This window comes from Streptococcus sp. CCUG 71758 (genome assembly GCF_011714815.1).
GTDB lineage: Bacteria > Bacillota > Bacilli > Lactobacillales > Streptococcaceae > Streptococcus > Streptococcus halitosis.
Window position 1 is genome coordinate 302295 of sequence record NZ_RXXO01000002.1, and the last position, 18406, is coordinate 320700.

The following is an 18406-nucleotide window of genomic DNA, read 5'->3' on the forward strand; positions in this document are numbered from 1 at the left end:
TCTCTCTATTGTATCTAAAAATGGTGAGATTTTCAATACAAGTAAGCCTTTACTTATAAAAAATGATATAATGGTGAAAAGATTGAAAGGGAATCAATTATGAAAAAAAGATGGTTGGTGACTTTGGTATTTGCTTGTTTATTATTTATACCGAGCCTAGTTTTTGCAGTAGACTTTGATATCTTATCCTATCAGGGTGATTTGAATATTCATGCAGATAATACGGCAGAATTTAGGGAGAAAGTAGTCTATTATTTTAATGAAGACTTTAATGGACAACTAGTAGGACTTGGCCGTTCTGGTAAGATGCCAAAGGGCTTTGAAATAGATCCCAGTCCGAAGGTTCAGGTATGGAAAAATGCTAGCGCCATTGAGAATGTCAATAGTGAAGTGATAGAAGAATCGGAAGGTTATACTGTAAAAGTGTATAATCCAGGCCAAGAAGGGGATACCGTTGAAGTGGTAATCACATGGCAACTAAAAAACCTCCTATTTCTATATGATGATATCGCGGAACTTAATTGGCAACCCTTGACGGATAGTTCAGAACCTATCGAAAATTTTGAGTTTCGGGTAACGGGCTTTAATGGAGCTGAAAAACTTTTCTTTCATACAGGGAAACTCTTTACAGAGGGCAAGGTAGAGAAGACAGGTGGTGGTTATCGTGTTCATTTGCAGAACCTACCTCGTCAGCGTGGAGTTGAATTGCATGCCTATTGGCCTAGAAAAGATTTTGAAACTGCTTTGGATCAGGGATTGAAGGGCAATCGTTTAGCAGAATTTGAAAAAATAGAGGAATCCATTACTGCTGAAAAAGCTCAGAGTAAAGCTCTGGTTACGTGGGTCATCCCTTTGCTACTCTCGCTTTCTTTAGTCTTTAGTGTTATTTTCTACTGCATTTATAGAAGAAAAACCTCCCCATCGAAGAAATATGCCAAAAATCACCGTCTCTATGAACCGCCAATGGACTTAGAACCGATGGTTTTATCGGAAGCTGTTTACTCCACTTCTTTAGAGGAAGTCAGTCCCTTGACCAAAGGAGGAGGGAAGTTCACCTTTGACCAACTCGTTCAGGCAACTTTATTGGATGTGATCGACCGTGGAAATGTTTCAATCATCTCAAATGGAGATGAAGTTCGTTTAAAAGCCGTAAAAGAAAAGGGATTGGCAAGTTTTGAAAAGGATTGCCTTAATTTGGCCTTTTCAGGAAGAGAAGAAGTGCTTGTTTCAGATTTGTTTGCAGATTACCAAGTGTCAACTAGTCTTTACCAAGGTGCAAAAGCAGCTGATGAAAAACGAATTCAGAAAACAGGACGTAAACTTAAGTCGTCTTTTGAGCAAGCTCTGAAGCAGATGCAGGATGGAGTGAGAAAGCGGGTTTCCTCTTTGCAACTTCCAGATTATTATCGTTCACTGAGTAATGGAGAAAAAATCCTGCGATTGACGATAGGTGTCTTTACGATTTTACCTGCTTTCGTTGGTTTTGGCTGGTTCTTGTATAGTTTGGATGCTCACGGGTATCTTTCTCTGCCACTTCCTATCCTTGGGTTTGTGGGCTTGATGTTAGCTGCCGTCTATTATTGGACGACCCGATTTGATACTCGTGATGGTGTTTTAAATGAAGATGGACTAGAAGCATACTATCTCTGGACTAGTTTTGAAAACATGCTTCGCGATATCGCCCATCTAGACAAGGCAGTATTAGAAAGTATTGTTGTTTGGAATCGTCTCCTTGTTTATGCTACTTTATTTGGTTATGCGGACAAGGTGAGCCATTTGATGAGATCTTATCAGATTCAGGTCGAGAACCCAGATATCAATCTTTATGTAGCTTATGGCTGGCACAATATGTTTTACCATTCAACTGCTCAAATGAGCCACTATGCTAGTATTGCAAATACAGCAAGCAATTACTCCGTATCTTCTGGAAGTGGTTCTTCGGGTGGAGGATTCTCAGGAGGCGGAGGCGGTGGTAGCATCGGCGCCTTCTAGAAAAAATCTATCGCAGAATCCGAAATTATGCTATAATAGAGGACAGAAAAAGGAGTAATACATGTATCTTATTGAAATTTTGAAGTCGATCTTTTTTGGGATTGTTGAAGGAATTACAGAATGGTTGCCCATTTCAAGTACGGGTCACTTGATCTTGGTTGAAGAATTTGTACAATACAAGGACCAAAATGAAGCCTTCATGTCCATGTTTAATGTTGTTATTCAGCTCGGTGCTATCTTAGCGGTTATGGTGATTTACTTTAACAAGCTCAATCCCTTCAAACCTGGTAAAAATAAGGCAGAAGTCCGTCGAACTTGGCAATTGTGGTCAAAAGTCCTCGTTGCGACCTTGCCTTTATTGCTAGTTTTTAAGCTGGATGATTGGTTTGATACTCATTTTCACAATATGGTATCAGTTGCGATCATGTTGATTATTTATGGGGTTGCCTTTATCTATCTTGAAAAACGGAACAAGGCACAAGCTATTGAACCAACAGTTACAGAACTTGAAAAGCTTCCCTACAAGACAGCTCTCTATATCGGACTTTTCCAAGTCCTCGCCCTCTTCCCAGGAACGAGCCGTTCAGGTGCGACGATTGTCGGTGGTTTGTTAAATGGAACGAGTCGCTCAGTCGTAACAGAGTTTACCTTCTACCTCGGAATTCCTGTTATGTTTGGGGCTAGTGCTTTAAAAATTTTCAAATTTATAAAAGCAGGTCAACTCTTGAGTTTTGGACAACTGTTCTTGCTTTTGGTTGCTATGGGAGTAGCCTTCGCGGTCAGCATGGTTGCTATTCGCTTCTTGACCAGCTATGTGAAGAAGCACGACTTTACACTCTTTGGTAAATACCGTATCGTACTCGGTAGTGTCTTGTTGCTCTATAGTTTTGTGCGTTTATTTGTATAAGAAAAAGCTTGAGGGAATCTTCCTTCAAGCTTTTTAAAATCCTGTTACTGTAATTCCTAGTAGACGAACGCCTTTTTCTTTTTCAGCTAGTTCTTCGTAGAGTTGAAGGGCAGTTTGAGAAATCTGACTAGCGTCCTGTGTTGCTTGTGGGAGGCTTTTTCGTCTAGTTAGAGTAGAGAAGTCAGCATATCGTATTTTAAGGATAATGATTTTTCCAGCTTTTTCCTGCGTGCTGAGATTGTGAGCTACCTTTTCTGAGAGAAGAGTCAGCTCTTTTTTGATGTCTTCTTCTACTTGCAGGATTTTTCCGTAGGTTTTTTCCTTGCCAATGGACTTACGAATACGATTGGCCTTGACCGGTGAGTTATGAATGCCCCTTGCCTTTCGATAAAGGTCAAAACCGAGTCTGCCGAACCGATCGATTAAAGTGACTTCTGAGACGTCCAATAAGTCTTCACCAGTATAAATGCCCATTTCATGAAGCCGTTCAACTGTTTTTTTGCCCACACCGTGAAATTTAGCAATGTCCATTTGTTTGAGAAAATCCTCAGCCTGATCTGGGAGGATGACTGTCAAACCATGTGGCTTTTGATAGTCACTAGCCATTTTAGCTAAAAATTTGTTATAAGAGACGCCTGCAGAAGCAGTCAGATGTAGCTCCTGCCAGATATCTTGTTGGATGAGACGGGCTATTTTGACAGCTGACTTGATACCGAGTTTATTTTCCGTTACATCCAAGTATGCCTCGTCAATACTCATAGGTTCAATCAAATCAGTGTAGCGTTTAAAAATAGCACGAATCTCAAGTCCCACAGTCTTATACTTTTCATAATTTCCTGAGATAAAGATAGCTTGGGGACAGCGCTCATAAGCTTCTTTAGAGCTCATGGCTGAATGAACACCAAAAGCTCGCGCCTCATAGCTACAGGTAGAAACGACACCACGTCCACCTGTTTGTCTGGGGTCACTCCCGATGATGACAGGTTTGCCCTTTAACTTAGGATTATCTCTGATTTCCACCGCAGCAAAAAAGGCATCCATGTCGATATGGATGATTTTTCTAGACAAATCATTAATCAATGGAAATATAAGCATTTAGCTTCCTTTCTAGCCGTATTTTCTTTCTCATTATACCGTTTTTTCTGAAAAAATGGAAAAGAGTAGTCTAACTTTCAAAAATATAATACAGATAATATCAAAAAGCAGCCTGTATTATAAAAGAAAGCGCTAAAAAGGCTGTTTTCTTCTTGTTGAAATCGGTTACTGTGTGGTATACTTGATTTATGAATGTAACAGATAGTTGTTACTAGAAAGAAAAATGAGGACATTAACATGGTTGTTAAGACAGTTGTTGAAGCGCAAGATATTTTTGATAAAGCTTGGGAAGGCTTCAAAGGCGTAGATTGGAAAGAAAAAGCAAGTATTTCTCGCTTCGTTCAAGCTAACTACACACCTTACGATGGAGATGAAAGTTTCCTTGCTGGACCAACAGAACGTTCACTTCACATCAAAAAAATCGTAGAAGAAACAAAAGCACATTACGAAGAAACTCGTTTCCCAATGGACACTCGTCCAACATCTATTGCTGATATTCCTGCTGGATTTATCGACAAAGAAAACGAATTGATTTTTGGTATCCAAAACGATGAACTCTTCAAATTGAACTTCATGCCAAAAGGTGGTATCCGTATGGCTGAAACTACTTTAAAAGAAAATGGATACGAACCAGATCCAGCTGTTCACGAAATCTTCACAAAATACGTAACAACAGTTAACGACGGTATTTTCCGTGCTTACACTTCAAACATCCGTCGTGCTCGTCACGCTCACACTGTAACTGGTCTTCCAGATGCCTACTCTCGTGGACGTATCATTGGTGTTTACGCACGTCTTGCTCTTTACGGTGCAGATTATTTGATGCAAGAAAAAGTAAACGATTGGAATGCAATTAAAGAAATTGATGAAGAAACAATCCGTCTTCGCGAAGAAGTAAACCTTCAATACCAAGCATTGCAACAAGTTGTTCGCTTGGGTGACCTTTACGGTGTTGACGTTCGCAAACCAGCGATGAACGTCAAAGAAGCGATCCAATGGGTGAACATCGCCTTCATGGCTGTCTGCCGTGTTATCAATGGTGCTGCAACATCTCTAGGACGTGTGCCAATCGTACTCGATATCTTTGCAGAACGTGACCTTGCTCGTGGTACATTTACTGAATCAGAAATCCAAGAATTCGTTGATGATTTCGTTATGAAACTTCGTACAGTTAAATTTGCTCGTACAAAAGCTTATGACCAATTGTACTCAGGTGACCCAACCTTCATCACAACTTCTATGGCTGGTATGGGTAACGACGGTCGTCACCGTGTTACTAAGATGGACTACCGTTTCTTGAATACTCTTGACAATATCGGTAACTCTCCAGAACCAAACTTGACAGTTCTTTGGACTGACAAATTACCTTATAGCTTCCGTCGTTACTGTATGCACATGAGCCACAAACACTCTTCAATCCAATATGAAGGTGTTACAACAATGGCTAAAGACGGATACGGTGAAATGAGCTGTATCTCATGTTGTGTATCTCCACTTGACCCAGAAAATGAAGAACAACGTCACAACATCCAGTACTTCGGTGCTCGTGTTAACGTATTGAAAGCCCTTCTTACTGGTTTGAACGGTGGTTACGACGATGTTCACAAAGACTACAAGGTATTTGACATCGAACCAATCCGTGACGAAGTTCTTGAATTCGAATCAGTTAAAGCTAACTTTGAAAAATCTCTTGACTGGTTGACTGACACTTACGTAGATGCTTTGAACATCATCCACTACATGACTGATAAGTACAACTACGAAGCTGTTCAAATGGCCTTCTTGCCAACTAAACAACGTGCAAACATGGGATTCGGTATCTGTGGATTTGCCAACACTGTTGATACATTGTCAGCAATCAAATACGCTACCGTTAAACCAATCCGTGATGAGGATGGCTACATCTACGATTACGAAACAATCGGTGAATACCCACGTTGGGGTGAAGATGACCCACGCTCAAACGAATTGGCAGAATGGTTGATCGAAGCTTACACAACTCGTCTACGTAGCCACAAACTCTACAAGAACGCAGAAGCCACAGTATCACTTTTGACCATCACATCTAACGTTGCTTACTCTAAACAAACTGGTAACTCACCAGTCCACAAAGGCGTATACCTCAACGAAGATGGTTCTGTGAACTTGTCTAAACTTGAATTCTTCTCACCAGGTGCTAACCCATCTAACAAAGCTAAAGGTGGATGGTTGCAAAACTTGAACTCACTTGCTAGCCTAGACTTTGGTTACGCAGCTGACGGTATCTCATTGACAACTCAAGTTTCTCCACGTGCTCTTGGTAAAACTCGTGACGAACAAGTGGACAACTTGGTAACAATCCTTGATGGTTACTTCGAAAACGGTGGACAACACTGTAACTTGAACGTAATGGACTTGAAAGATGTTTATGACAAGATTATGAATGGCGAAGATGTCATCGTTCGTATCTCAGGATACTGTGTAAACACTAAATACCTCACTCCAGAACAAAAAACTGAATTGACACAACGTGTCTTCCACGAAGTTCTTTCAATGGATGACGCATTGAGCTAAGATTCAATTAGAATGGAAAAAAAGCTAGTCTATAGGACTGGCTTTTTTCTATATCTAAAAGATAAATTTTCGACATATCATATGAAAAATACTAAGAGATTTTGTTAATTCTGGTGACAATGTGTTGAAATTCGAGAGAATAATATAATAAAATCTTATAAAAATATATTTTCTAGTTATTAAACTTGAATAGATTGTATTGAGATGTTATAATATAATGGATAAACTCTAGTTAGTGATAGGGGTTGTCAAAATGGTATGATGTAATCTCTTAGGGAGATTAGAAATAAAAATTTCATATAGAAAAGAGGAGAAGAGATGTCGAAAAGCAAAGCGTTAAACATGCTTTCTAAATTTTCTGCGTTAGCTTTTGCTATTTTAGCTCTAGCATCTGTTTTGGTAGGGATTGTTAAAGCAGATAATCCTGTTTCAAAAGAATTGACACAAGTCATTACAGGTATTGATCTGTTAGATGCTTCAGATACTAAGCAAAATGTGAGTTCAGAAGGAGATTTCTCGCTTCGTACGAATTTAGCATATAAGCTTCGCGTGACCTTTGATCTCAAACAGTATAATGAACATTTGAATAATGGAGATTATTTTACCTTTGATATACCTGCTCCTATGGCAGTTTATGAAGGGAGTCAGGATTTAATTGATCCGGTTACTCAAGTAGCTATAGGAGAGGCAGTAGTCACATCAAATGGTAATGACCAAGGTGGCAAGGCAAAGATAACCTTGAAGAACCTGGATAAATACTTGGCTAAAACTGGTGGAGATAAGGTAAAGGATGTGTCAGGGAATTTTTCTGTTACTTTTAGATTCTTAAAGGATCAGAATAAAACCCGCATTAATTTTAATTCATCCTCATTGAAGCAAGAAGTGACTCACATTTATTCATCAAAAACAATCGATGGTCCCAAAGTTGGTACTGAAAATTATGCTAAAATTGGGGGTCGTGCTGCCCTTGAAAATTGGAACTCTCCAAAACTGGCTGAGATTGGTTCGGTTAGCAAGGGAGATGCATGGTCTACCTGGCGTGTACGTGTAAATACAGAGAAACAAGACTTAGGACAAAATATTGTATTACATGATACTATACCAAATGATGATACTAGTTACACTCCTGCACAGTATATTCCTGAGACTCTAGAAGTGTATAAGGCAAATATCACTGTTGGGACTTCTGCTGTTCCAGATGATGCAGTATTGTTAACGGAGGGACAAGACTATACCGTTTCGTGGAACGAAAACTATACTTCATTCGATATCATTTTTAAAGATGGAACGACCTCTTATATAGTGTCTTATAACACAACAACTCCTAATGATGGAAGTAAAGTAGGAAATAGGGTTGCTCTGTCATTGGCTGACGGGACTAAATTAGCACAGAATACAAGTCGTCCGGGAGCACTTGATATGACAGCTGAGGCGACATCTTTGATTTCTGGTACGATTGTAGCATCTACTGCTTACCAAATTAAGATTCATAAGACTGATGCCTTCACTCTTGCTCCGGTTTCGGGTGCGGTATATACTGTGACAGCAGCAGATGATGCAAGTGAAACAACAGAAGTGACTACGAATGAAAAAGGAGTAGCGCTTACGAAAACTTATGATCAGAAATGGGAAGGTAAAACGTTTAAGATCAAAGAGAAGACTGCTCCAGCAGGTTATAAACTAGATGAAAAAGAGTATACAGTCAAACTCGGTGCTACGGGTTCTACTATTCATCTTAAAGACGAACCTGTTCCAGCTGTATTCAATGTGACGGCTAAGAAAGTTGTAGAAGGACGTACAGATAAACTTCCAAAAGCAGATGAGTTTACCTTTAACCTGTTTACTGCAGAGAACTTGAAGGATCCTGTAGCTACAGCAAAATCAAAAGCTGATGGGACTATTACCTTTGAGAATCTCCAGGTAAAAGGTGCGGGAACTTATCACTACATCATCAAAGAAGACACTTCAACAGCAGTTGCAGGCGTTGCATTTGATACAGAAGCCAAGGAAGTTACTGTAGCAGCAACTTTCCAAAGTGGAGTTTTAACAGCAACTGTCACATCTGCAGAACCAACTTTCACTAATACCTATAAAGCAACTCCAGCTAAAGAAACTATCACAGCTAAGAAAGTCTTGAATGGTAAAGACCTTGAAGCTGATAAATACGAATTCGAACTTAAAGAAGGTGACAAAGTCGTTGCGACAGCTAAAAACGCTGCAGACGGCACCGTTACTTTCAAAGAAATCGAGTTCAAAACAGCAGGTGAATACACTTACACTATCACTGAAAAAGCAGGTAGTGAAAAAGGTGTGACATACGATACTGCTAAACACGAAGTTAAGGTAAACGTTACAGATAACGGCCAAGGTCAACTTGTTTCAACTGTTACAGGTAACAACCCAACCTTCACCAACACCTATAAAGCAGCTCCAGCAACAGCTACTATCACGGCTACTAAAGTCTTGAATGGTAAAGCTCTTGAAGCTGATAAATACGAATTCGAACTTAAAGAAAAAGAAGGTGACAAAGTCGTTGCGACAGCTAAAAATGCTGCAGATGGAACTGTTACTTTCAAAGAAATCGAATACAATGAAGCAGGCGACCACACTTACACTATCTCAGAAAAAGCAGGTAGTGAAAAAGGTGTGACATACGATACTGCTAAACACGAAGTTAAGGTAAACGTTACAGATAACGGTCAAGGTCAACTTGAGGCAGCTGTTACAGGTAACAACCCAACCTTCACCAACGCTTATAAAGTAGCTCCAGCAAAAATTGCTATTGAAGCTAAAAAAGTTTTGAATGGTAAAGAGCTAGAGATAGATGAGTTTGAGTTTGAACTGAAAGAGGGTGACAAGGTTGTTGCGACAGCAAAGAATGCTGCTGGCGGATTGATTCGTTTTTCTGAAATTAGCTATTCGACAGCAGGAGTATATAACTATACTATTACAGAAAAGGTTGGCAATAAACTTGGTGTAACCTATGATAAAACAGAACATCCAGTAACTGTAGAAGTGAAAGATAATGGCTCAGGTCAACTTGTCGCGACAGTTACAAGTGAAACACCAGTTTTCGTTAATGACTATAAAGCGGAACCTGCGCAGGCTACAATCAAGGCTAAGAAAGTCTTGAAAGGAAAAGCGCTTGAAGCTGATGCTTACACATTTGAACTGAAAGAAGGTTCAGACCTTGTAGCAACGGCTAAGAATACTGCCTCAGGAGAAGTTGTCTTCAACGTCACTTTCTCAGCAGCAGGCGATTACGCTTACACTATTACTGAAAAAGCTGGTGACGATAAAACAATCACTTATGATCAAAATGCGTATGAAGTGTTCGTCACTGTTGCGGATGATGGTAAAGGCCAATTGGTTGCGACTGTAGAAGATGCGGATACAGAACGGGTCTTCACAAATACTTATACAGCACCAGTTCCACCGGCGCCAACAGCTACATCAGCAACACTTGAATTTACGAAAGAATTGACTGGTCGTACTTTGGTTGATGGTGAGTTCCAATTTGAATTGTACAAAGATGGACAAAAAATTGATACAAAAACAAACCAAGGTGGGAAAGTAACATTTAATACAATCAACTATGATGCAGAAGGTGTTCATACTTATACTGTAAAAGAAGTGAATGCTGGAGCAACTGGTATTACTTACGATACAGAAAAGACTGCAAAGGTAACAGTAACCAAAGATGCAGCAACCAACGCCTTGAAGGCAGCTGTTGAATATCCAGCAGGTAATGTCTTCAAGAATAGCTTCAAAGCACCAGCGGTAGAAGCGACGATTGAAGCAACTAAGAAACTTGAAGGTAAAGAACTTGCGGCTGATGCTTATACTTTCGAATTGAAAGAGAAAGGCGCCGTTGTAGCAGAAGCTAAGAATACTGCTGAAGGTAAAGTAGCTTTTGTTCGTTCATTCGAAGAAGCAGGTACTCATACTTATACCTTGGTTGAAAAAGTTGGTACTGAAGAGGGGATTGAATACGATAAGACTGAGCATACCGTAACAGTCACTGTAGTTGCGGATGATCAAGGTCTCTTGACTGCAAAGGTTTCGTATGCCGATGGTAAAGAAGTTGTATTTACAAATAAATACACTGTTCCAACACCAACACCAGAACCAAATCCAAATCCAGCTCCAAATAATCCAGGAACAACACCAGATCCAACGCCAAATAATCCAGGAACAAATCCAACTCCAGGAACAGAACCAACTGATCCAGGAACAAATCCAACTCCAGGAACAGAACCAACTGATCCAGGACAAAAGGAGGATCCGAAACCAGCACCCCCAGCTACTGAGAATAAAGGTAAAGCTGAACTTCCAAACACAGGTGAAGCAACCTCTATCCTTTCTGCGCTTGGATTTGTAGTCTTGGCATTGAGTGGATTGGTATTCTTCGTAAAACGTAAAGCTTAAGCTTTCATAGAAGAAACATGAAACTTGGTAAGTGAGAATTCTACTTCTCTCTTAAACTTGATAGAGAAAGTCTCTAGAAAATTCGTTTTCTAGGGGCTTTTTTGTACTTCAAAAAATTTTTTTAAAAATAGTCAAATTTGGTCAAAAAACTATTGACTTTTACTGACTAATGTGATATAGTAGGAACATAAGGAAAATGAATTCCTTAAAAACTTCATTTTCAATGATTCTATTTCTTGAAAATGTACGATAGATACCCTAGAAAGGGGTGAGGCCTGTGTTGAATCGAACAGACTTTGAAAAGAAGATGATAAAAGGCTTATTTAAAAAAGAAAAACCAGAAATTATACGTAGAGTAGCTAGATAGCTAATCCAAATTTTTTAAAACAAAGGTCAAAGATAGTCAATATCAGAGATCGCATCTAATTAAGAATAAACGAGGTAAAGAATATGAACAACAACTTTAATAACTTTAACAACATGGATGATTTATTTAACCAATTGATGGGTGGTATGCGAGGATACAGTTCTGAGAACCGTCGCTACTTGATTAATGGACGCGAAGTGACACCTGAGGAATTTGCTCACTATCGTGCAACTGGTCAATTGCCGGGAAATGCAGAAGTTGATGGACAAATGCAACAACACGCTTCAGGTATGAAACAAGACGGTGTCCTTGCTAAGCTAGGTCGTAACTTGACAGCAGAAGCTCGTGAGGGCAAGTTGGATCCTGTTATCGGACGAAACAAGGAAATTCAAGAAACAGCTGAAATCCTCTCACGTCGTACGAAAAATAATCCTGTTCTGGTCGGAGATGCAGGTGTTGGTAAGACAGCCGTTGTCGAAGGTCTAGCACAAGCCATTGTGAACGGAGATGTTCCAGCTGCTATTAAGAACAAGGAAATTATTTCTATTGATATCTCAGGTCTTGAGGCTGGTACTCAATACCGTGGTAGCTTTGAAGAAAATGTTCACAACTTAGTCAATGAAGTAAAAGAAGCAGGAAATATTATCCTCTTCTTTGATGAAATTCACCAAATTCTCGGTGCTGGTAGCACTGGTGGAGACAGCGGATCTAAAGGGCTTGCAGATATTCTCAAACCAGCTCTCTCTCGAGGTGAGTTGATCGTTATTGGGGCAACGACTCAAGACGAATACCGTAACACCATCTTGAAAAATGCAGCTCTTGCTCGTCGTTTCAACGAAGTGAAGGTCAATGCTCCTTCAGCAGAGGATACCTTTAAAATCCTTCAAGGGATTCGTGATCTCTATCAACAACACCACAATGTCATTTTGCCAGACGAAGTCTTGAAAGCAGCAGTTGATTATTCTGTCCAATACATTCCTCAACGTAGCTTGCCAGATAAGGCTATCGACCTTGTCGATGTAACGGCTGCTCACTTGGCAGCTCAACATCCTGTAACAGATGTGCATGCTGTTGAACGTGAAATTGAGGCAGAAAAAGACAAGCAAGAAAAAGCAGTTGAGGCAGAAGACTTTGAAGCAGCTCTTAATGCCAAAACACGCATTGCAGAATTGGAGAAAAAAATCGAAAACCACACAGAAGATATGAAGGTGACTGCAAGTGTCAACGATGTGGCTGAATCTGTGGAACGAATGACAGGTATTCCAGTGTCACAAATGGGAGCATCAGACATCGAACGTTTGAAAGATATGGCTCATCGCTTGGAACACAAGGTTATTGGCCAAGATAAGGCGGTAGAAGCTGTCGCTCGTGCCATCCGTCGTAACCGTGCTGGTTTTGATGAAGGCAATCGCCCAATTGGTAGCTTCCTCTTTGTAGGGCCTACTGGGGTTGGTAAGACAGAACTTGCTAAGCAATTGGCGCTCGATATGTTTGGAACTAAGGACGCTATCATTCGTTTGGATATGTCCGAATATAGTGACCGTACAGCTGTTTCTAAGTTAATCGGTACAACAGCTGGTTATGTTGGGTATGATGACAATAGCAATACCTTGACAGAACGTGTTCGTCGTAATCCATACTCTATCATTCTCTTGGACGAAATTGAAAAGGCTGATCCTCAAGTAATCACCCTTCTCCTCCAAGTTTTGGATGATGGTCGTTTGACTGATGGTCAAGGAAATACAGTGAACTTCAAGAACACTGTCATTATCGCAACATCAAATGCTGGATTTGGCTATGAAGCTAACTTGACAGAAGATGCGGATAAACCAGAATTGATGGATCGTTTGAAACCCTTCTTCCGTCCAGAATTCCTTAACCGCTTTAACGCAGTTATCGAGTTTTCACACTTGAATAAGGAAGACCTTTCTAAGATTGTGGACTTGATGTTGGCTGAAGTTAACCAAACCTTGGCTAAGAAAGACATTGATTTGGAAGTTAGCCAAGCAGCTAAGGACTTTATCACAGAAGAAGGCTATGACGAAGTTATGGGTGTTCGTCCGCTCCGTCGCGTGGTTGAACAACAAATCCGTGATAAGGTGACGGACTTCCACTTGGATCATCTAGATGCTAAACATTTGGAAGCAGATATGGAAGATGGCGTTTTGGTTATTCGTGAAAAAGCCTAACTCAAGATTTTGAGAATAAAAAAAGAAGGAACTAGCTAAAAAGCTAGTTCCTTTTGTGTTTAGATGATATGGCGCTCAAAGGCATCGTCTGAGATTCCTTGTTCCAGGATGAGTTTCGCCCATTCTTTGGCAGAAAAGAGGCTGTGGTCCTTGTAGTTTCCGCAAGATTCGATGGTTGTTCCAGGGACATCTTCCCAAGTAGTGGTTTCAGCAATTTCTTTGAGCGAATCCTTGATAACGGCCGCAATTTCAGCGCTAGTATGGCGTCCCCACATAATCATGTGGAAGCCTGTGCGGCAACCAAATGGTGAGCAGTCAATCATGCCGTCAATGCGGGTACGGATGAGTTTTGCCAAGAGGTGTTCGATAGTGTGAAGGCCAGCGGTAGGGATAGAGTCCTCATTTGGCTGTACCAAGCGAATATCAAAGTTGGAGATGACATCTCCCTTTGGTCCGGTTTCTTCCCCAATCAAGCGAACATAGGGGGCTTTAACAATGGTGTGGTCAAGTTCAAAACTTTCAACAATAACTTCTTTTGACATGGTAGTTCCTTTCAGTTTTCTTCTTTCATTATAACATAAAGGGTGCTGTTGATGGAGTTTGATAAATGACTTTTTGGTACTAGAATGATAATAAAGTCTCTATACATAAACCTCAGAATTATAAAGAAAGAATGGAGAGAAGAATACCTTGTGAAAGAAAAGTTTAGTTTTTCTAGTGGAACTAAGGTGAATTTTGAAAATTGGATCAACTTTTTCTGAAATTTCTGTTTAATCTCTGAACTAATTCTGAACTAGATTGGGTATACTGGAGAAAATAAAGACAAAGGAGTTCAGTATGGAACATATTGTAAAAATTGATCGTGTTTCTAAAAAATATGGAGACAAGCAAATTTTAAAGGATATTTCTTTTACAGCTAGGAGTGGTCGCATTACGGCTTTTCTAGGACATAATGGTGCAGGAAAAAGCTCGACCTTGAGGATTCTCTTGGGCTTAGATCGGGCGACAGCAGGAACTGCGACTTTTGATGGGCAAACCTATCAGTCAATGATTTATCCTCTCAAAACAGTAGGTGCAGCTTTTGACGGTATTGGAGGTCTGCCAAATAGAAAGGTTTACGACCATCTGCATATTATTGCTGCAAGTAATGCTATTCCGAAGTTTCGGATTGATGAGGTATTGGATATGACTGGGATCGCTCATAAGAAAAAGGATTTCTTATCAAGCCTGTCTCTAGGAGAGGGGCAGCGCCTGGGGTTGGCAGTAGCTTTACTAGGTGATCCCCAGTTTTTAATATTAGATGAGCCGACCAATGGACTGGATCCAAGTGGGATTAAGTGGTTTAGAAGGTTTATTCGCCAGCAGGCTGATTTAGGGAAAACCGTCCTTCTATCCTCTCATATTCTGTCTGAGGTACAAATGGTAACAGATGATGTAGTCTTGATTCATCATGGGCAAATTATCGAACAGGGAACGCTAGAAGATGTATTACAAGGAACAGATAGTTTAGAAGAGCTCTTCTTCGACTTAACAGAGGAGGTTTAAGATGAAAGAGACGATGTCCTTATTGCATTCAGAGTGGTTGAAAATCCAATCAACCAAGGCTTTCAGGGTAAGTGTGGTCTTTATGGTGTTATTGGTACCTGTTGTGTCATGGCTAGAGGGACGTCAGTATTTATCTGTCGGCTTGGATGCCACACCTGAGACGGTTCCCGGTCTGGCAGAAGCTATTGATCCGCTTGAATATCTAGGTCTTAATGGCGCTTCTATGGGTGGTATGGTTTTAGTCATCTTAGCTGGAATTTTGGGAGCAACAGAATTTCAGTCTCATAGCTTGCGAACCAGTCTATTGGCTTGTAATAACCGCTTGAAGCTACTTATGGGGAAAATATTGACCTTTGGTTTGTTTTCACTCATCATTAGCTTGTTATCCATTTATTTGAGCTATATTGTCATGCACTTGGCTTTAGGAAAAGAAGGGCTACATCCAATTTTACTTAATCAAGCTGCCTGGAGTCATCTTTTATGGAAGGCACTAGCTACTGCATTGCTAGGTCTCTTGTCCTTTTTATTGGGATTGCTTGGGCGGACGATGTTGCTTCCCTTACTCTTTCTTGTGCCCCAGCTCTATAATCTGGGAAACTACCTGGCAGCTCATACGAGTTGGGGAGCTTATCTGCCACAGCCCGCAGGAGAGTTATTTGTTGCAACGCCAACTTCCCAATATGCTAACAATCCCTTGCAAGGGCTGTTGATACTTGGTGCATGGTTGCTAGTCATCGGCGGCATGGCTTCTCTGCGCTTTTTGAAGACGGATTTAGGAGGGCGATACTGATGATAAAAGCTCTGCTTAGAAGTGAATGGATTAAGTTCCGTTCTTACTATCTCGCTCTTGGTGCAGCCTTGGTGGTTCTGGTAGTCGTTCCTTTTTTCCTGATGAATCTTAACTATAGTCAGACAGCAGTTGGTCAGACGAAGGCTCTGAGCGAGGTTTTGCATGCCCTCTATCTGGCGCAGCCTGTCATTGTCATCTTCACTTCTCTCTATTTTGCCCAAGAGTTTGTCAAGTCTGGGATGCGAACGAATTTTCTAACCGTATCAAATAGAAAGGCTTGGTTGGCTGGGAAATTCCTTTTTCTGGACTTGCTGCTCTTGGTTCTCTACAGTGTCATGATAGGCAGTTGTTTCCTTGTTATGCTGGCTCGTTTTGACCTAAGCTTTAGATGGTCCTTACTAGGGAAATTTCTTTATTACAGCTCTTTTGGTCTTCTCAGCAATATTTTTCTGGCTTTTTTAACTGCCGGCCTCGCTTTTCTCTTTCAATCTTGGGTTGTGCCGGTGTCGGTGCTCTTTCCTCTCTTGATTGGTCTTAGCCGTTTATTGGCAACTTTCATCAAGGAAGCAAAATACCTGCCCGATCTAGCTACGCTAAATCTTTTTGAGTATGAAGGTCTTCAGCATTCAATAGATCTCTCAGGGCTGGGGATACAGCTTTTATGGTTAGCTTTGGTTTGGAGCTCTGCTATATTTTTAACCTTGAAACGAGATGTTCGCTAGAGGTATGCTATAATGGAACTCATGAGACAGTATCGTATTTTGGTAGTTGATGACGACCGGAGCATTTTGAAGCTAGTAAAAAACGTCCTAGAGCTAGATGCTTATGATGTGACGACGCTTGATCGGATAGAAGACCTAGAGCTGACGCATTTTGTCGGATATGACTTGATTCTGCTGGATGTGATGATGGAGCCTGTTAACGGTTTTGAGCTGTGTTCCTACATTCGTCCTCATCTTTCGTGTCCGATCATCTTTTTGACGGCTAAGGAATTGGAGGCGGACAAGGTGGAAGGACTCTTTCGCGGAGCAGATGACTATATTGTCAAGCCTTTTGGAACCAAAGAATTGCTGGCGCGTGTCAGAGCTCATCTTCGGCGGGAGGAAAGACGGGAGGAGCGATACTCTGAAATTGCTTCTTGTCAATTTTATCCAGAGCGCTATGAAATTATCTGTTTTGGTAAAGTATTGAAATTCTCAGAGCGAGAGTTTAAGTTACTGCATTTACTAGCTAGCAATCCCAAGCAGACCTTTTCGGCTGAACGCCTGCATACCTTGCTTTACCCAGAAAGTTCAGAAACACAGCTTCGCTCCATCTCAGAATACGTATATCAGATTCGTCAAAAATGCAAACAAGAAGGGCTGCAAGCAATCTCAACAGTGAGAGGAGTAGGCTATAGATGGCAATTAGAACCCGAAATTTCAAAAGCCTAGTCTGGACAACCAGTTTAAAAATCGTCTTTTTCCATATTTTGATTTTTGTGCTTATAGGCTATGAATTTACGCAAGGAAGTGATCACGTTATTTTCACCTTGTTCTTTTGGGCGGGGAGCTTGCTGCTGATTACTTTTTATCATATTTTGAAATTGCTCCGAAAAATTGACAGGGAAATAAAAATGATAAAGAGCGAGAAGCTTTTAGAAGAAAATCAAAGTCAGCTTTTTCGGATTGAGGAAATGCTAGAAGTTTATAGCGATTTACGGAGCAGCCACCAAGAAAATGCTCGTCTTCTAGAAAGAGAGCAGCAGCATAATCAGGAGTTGATTTTACAGCTATCAGCGACATCGCACGATTTGAAGACGCCCCTAACTGTGATTAAAGGGAACGCTGAGCTCTTGGAATTGGCGCAGTTGGGCCATCCACAGGCAGACTATGCTGCTGAGATTTTGCAGGCTAGTCACAAGATGGAAGAGTATTGTGGCTCTTTGATTGATTACGCTAAGACTTTTCAGATTGATTCTAATCAGTTCATTCAGCTTTCCTTAGGGGACTTTTTGGCTTATCTCCAGGACGATTGGACACTGTTCAGCAAACAGGAAAGCTATCATTTTTATCTCCAAGAAGATTGTGATCTTAGCTTGAGATTGTCCATTCATTTGGACTATCTCAAGCGGGCTTTGCTCAATATCTTACTGAATGCGCTTGAACATGCTAATCAGGACCAAAAGGAAGTGAAGCTGACGGTATCAGTGCAGCAGGACCAGTTGGTTTTTGCTATCTGGAACAACGGCCCTGCATTTTCAGAGGAGATGCTGCTGGGAGCAGAACAGCTCTTTTATCAGAGTGACCAAAGCCGCAATTCAGCTAATCCCCATCATGGAATCGGCTTAGCCTTTTCTAAGCAAGTAGCTCTCTTGCACGGTGGTCGTCTGACCCTGCTCAATCCAGACCAAGTAGGAGCCTGTGTCGAGTTGACAATTTCATTGAAATAAATGAGAATGGAAAATCATAAAAACGCATAATACCAAGTGTCCAAAAGACTTGATATTATGCGTTTGATTTTTTTATTATGTAAAGATTTACTGGATTTTTCTTTCAAAT

At 40.7% G+C, this 18406-nt stretch carries 12 protein-coding genes; 10 read left to right on the forward strand and 2 right to left on the reverse strand.

Annotated features, from left to right (window positions below; genetic code table 11):
- The first annotated feature begins 99 nt into the window (after positions 1-99).
- Together EKB01_RS05015 and EKB01_RS05020 are read left to right on the forward strand one after the other, a co-directional pair.
- Complete coding sequence (locus EKB01_RS05015) at positions 100-1992, forward strand: DUF2207 domain-containing protein (protein ID WP_109289635.1); 1893 nt, start codon at positions 100-102, stop codon at positions 1990-1992.
- 61 nt (positions 1993-2053) lie between these two features.
- Complete coding sequence (locus EKB01_RS05020; RefSeq protein ID WP_033583860.1) at positions 2054-2899, forward strand: undecaprenyl-diphosphate phosphatase; 846 nt, start codon at positions 2054-2056, stop codon at positions 2897-2899.
- Positions 2900-2932: 33 nt separating this feature from the next.
- Here the strand turns inward: EKB01_RS05020 and dinB are convergent, their stop codons facing one another.
- A complete protein-coding gene (gene dinB / locus EKB01_RS05025) occupies positions 2933-3994 on the reverse strand; it encodes a DNA polymerase IV (RefSeq protein ID WP_167265887.1) in 1062 nt (353 codons plus the stop codon).
- A 237-nt stretch (positions 3995-4231) separates the two neighbouring features.
- Here dinB and pflB point away from each other — a divergent pair, with 237 nt between their 5' ends.
- The 3 genes from pflB to EKB01_RS05040 all read left to right on the forward strand — a co-directional run bounded on the left by pflB (position 4232) and on the right by EKB01_RS05040 (position 13531).
- Positions 4232-6547, forward strand: coding sequence for a formate C-acetyltransferase (pflB, locus tag EKB01_RS05030; protein WP_033583856.1), 2316 nt, complete (start codon positions 4232-4234; stop codon positions 6545-6547).
- Positions 6548-6865: 318 nt separating this feature from the next.
- Positions 6866-10975: an FctA domain-containing protein gene (locus EKB01_RS05035; RefSeq protein ID WP_167265890.1), complete on the forward strand. Its 4110-nt coding sequence runs from the start codon at positions 6866-6868 to the stop codon at positions 10973-10975.
- A 450-nt stretch (positions 10976-11425) separates the two neighbouring features.
- Positions 11426-13531, forward strand: coding sequence for an ATP-dependent Clp protease ATP-binding subunit (locus EKB01_RS05040; RefSeq protein WP_167265893.1), 2106 nt, complete (start codon positions 11426-11428; stop codon positions 13529-13531).
- Between the two features lie 59 nt (positions 13532-13590).
- Here EKB01_RS05040 and EKB01_RS05045 read toward each other — a convergent pair whose 3' ends face one another.
- Positions 13591-14073, reverse strand: a complete 483-nt coding sequence (locus EKB01_RS05045; RefSeq protein WP_000032556.1) for an S-ribosylhomocysteine lyase — start codon at positions 14071-14073, stop codon at positions 13591-13593.
- A 295-nt stretch (positions 14074-14368) separates the two neighbouring features.
- On the opposite strand from EKB01_RS05045, the gene EKB01_RS05050 reads away from it, so the two are divergent.
- The 5 genes from EKB01_RS05050 to EKB01_RS05070 are packed head-to-tail and all read left to right on the forward strand — an operon-like array spanning position 14369 to position 18297.
- The gene (locus EKB01_RS05050) at positions 14369-15076 is read left to right on the forward strand and encodes an ATP-binding cassette domain-containing protein (RefSeq protein ID WP_000400162.1); all 708 of its coding nucleotides are present in this window, start codon (positions 14369-14371) and stop codon (positions 15074-15076) included.
- A gap of 1 nt (position 15077) precedes the next feature.
- Positions 15078-15866, forward strand: a complete 789-nt coding sequence (locus tag EKB01_RS05055) for a lantibiotic ABC transporter permease (protein WP_167265897.1) — start codon at positions 15078-15080, stop codon at positions 15864-15866.
- Complete coding sequence (locus tag EKB01_RS05060; protein WP_167265900.1) at positions 15866-16588, forward strand: lantibiotic ABC transporter permease; 723 nt, start codon at positions 15866-15868, stop codon at positions 16586-16588. Before EKB01_RS05055 ends, EKB01_RS05060 begins: the two co-directional genes overlap by 1 nt.
- A gap of 12 nt (positions 16589-16600) precedes the next feature.
- A complete protein-coding gene (locus EKB01_RS05065) occupies positions 16601-17299 on the forward strand; it encodes a response regulator transcription factor (RefSeq protein WP_167265903.1) in 699 nt (232 codons plus the stop codon).
- Positions 17266-18297 carry a HAMP domain-containing sensor histidine kinase gene (locus EKB01_RS05070; protein WP_167265906.1) on the forward strand — a complete coding sequence of 344 codons (1032 nt, stop codon included), beginning with the start codon at positions 17266-17268 and terminating at the stop codon, positions 18295-18297. The genes EKB01_RS05065 and EKB01_RS05070 overlap by 34 nt, the downstream gene beginning before the upstream one ends.
- Positions 18298-18406: the final 109 nt, after the last annotated feature.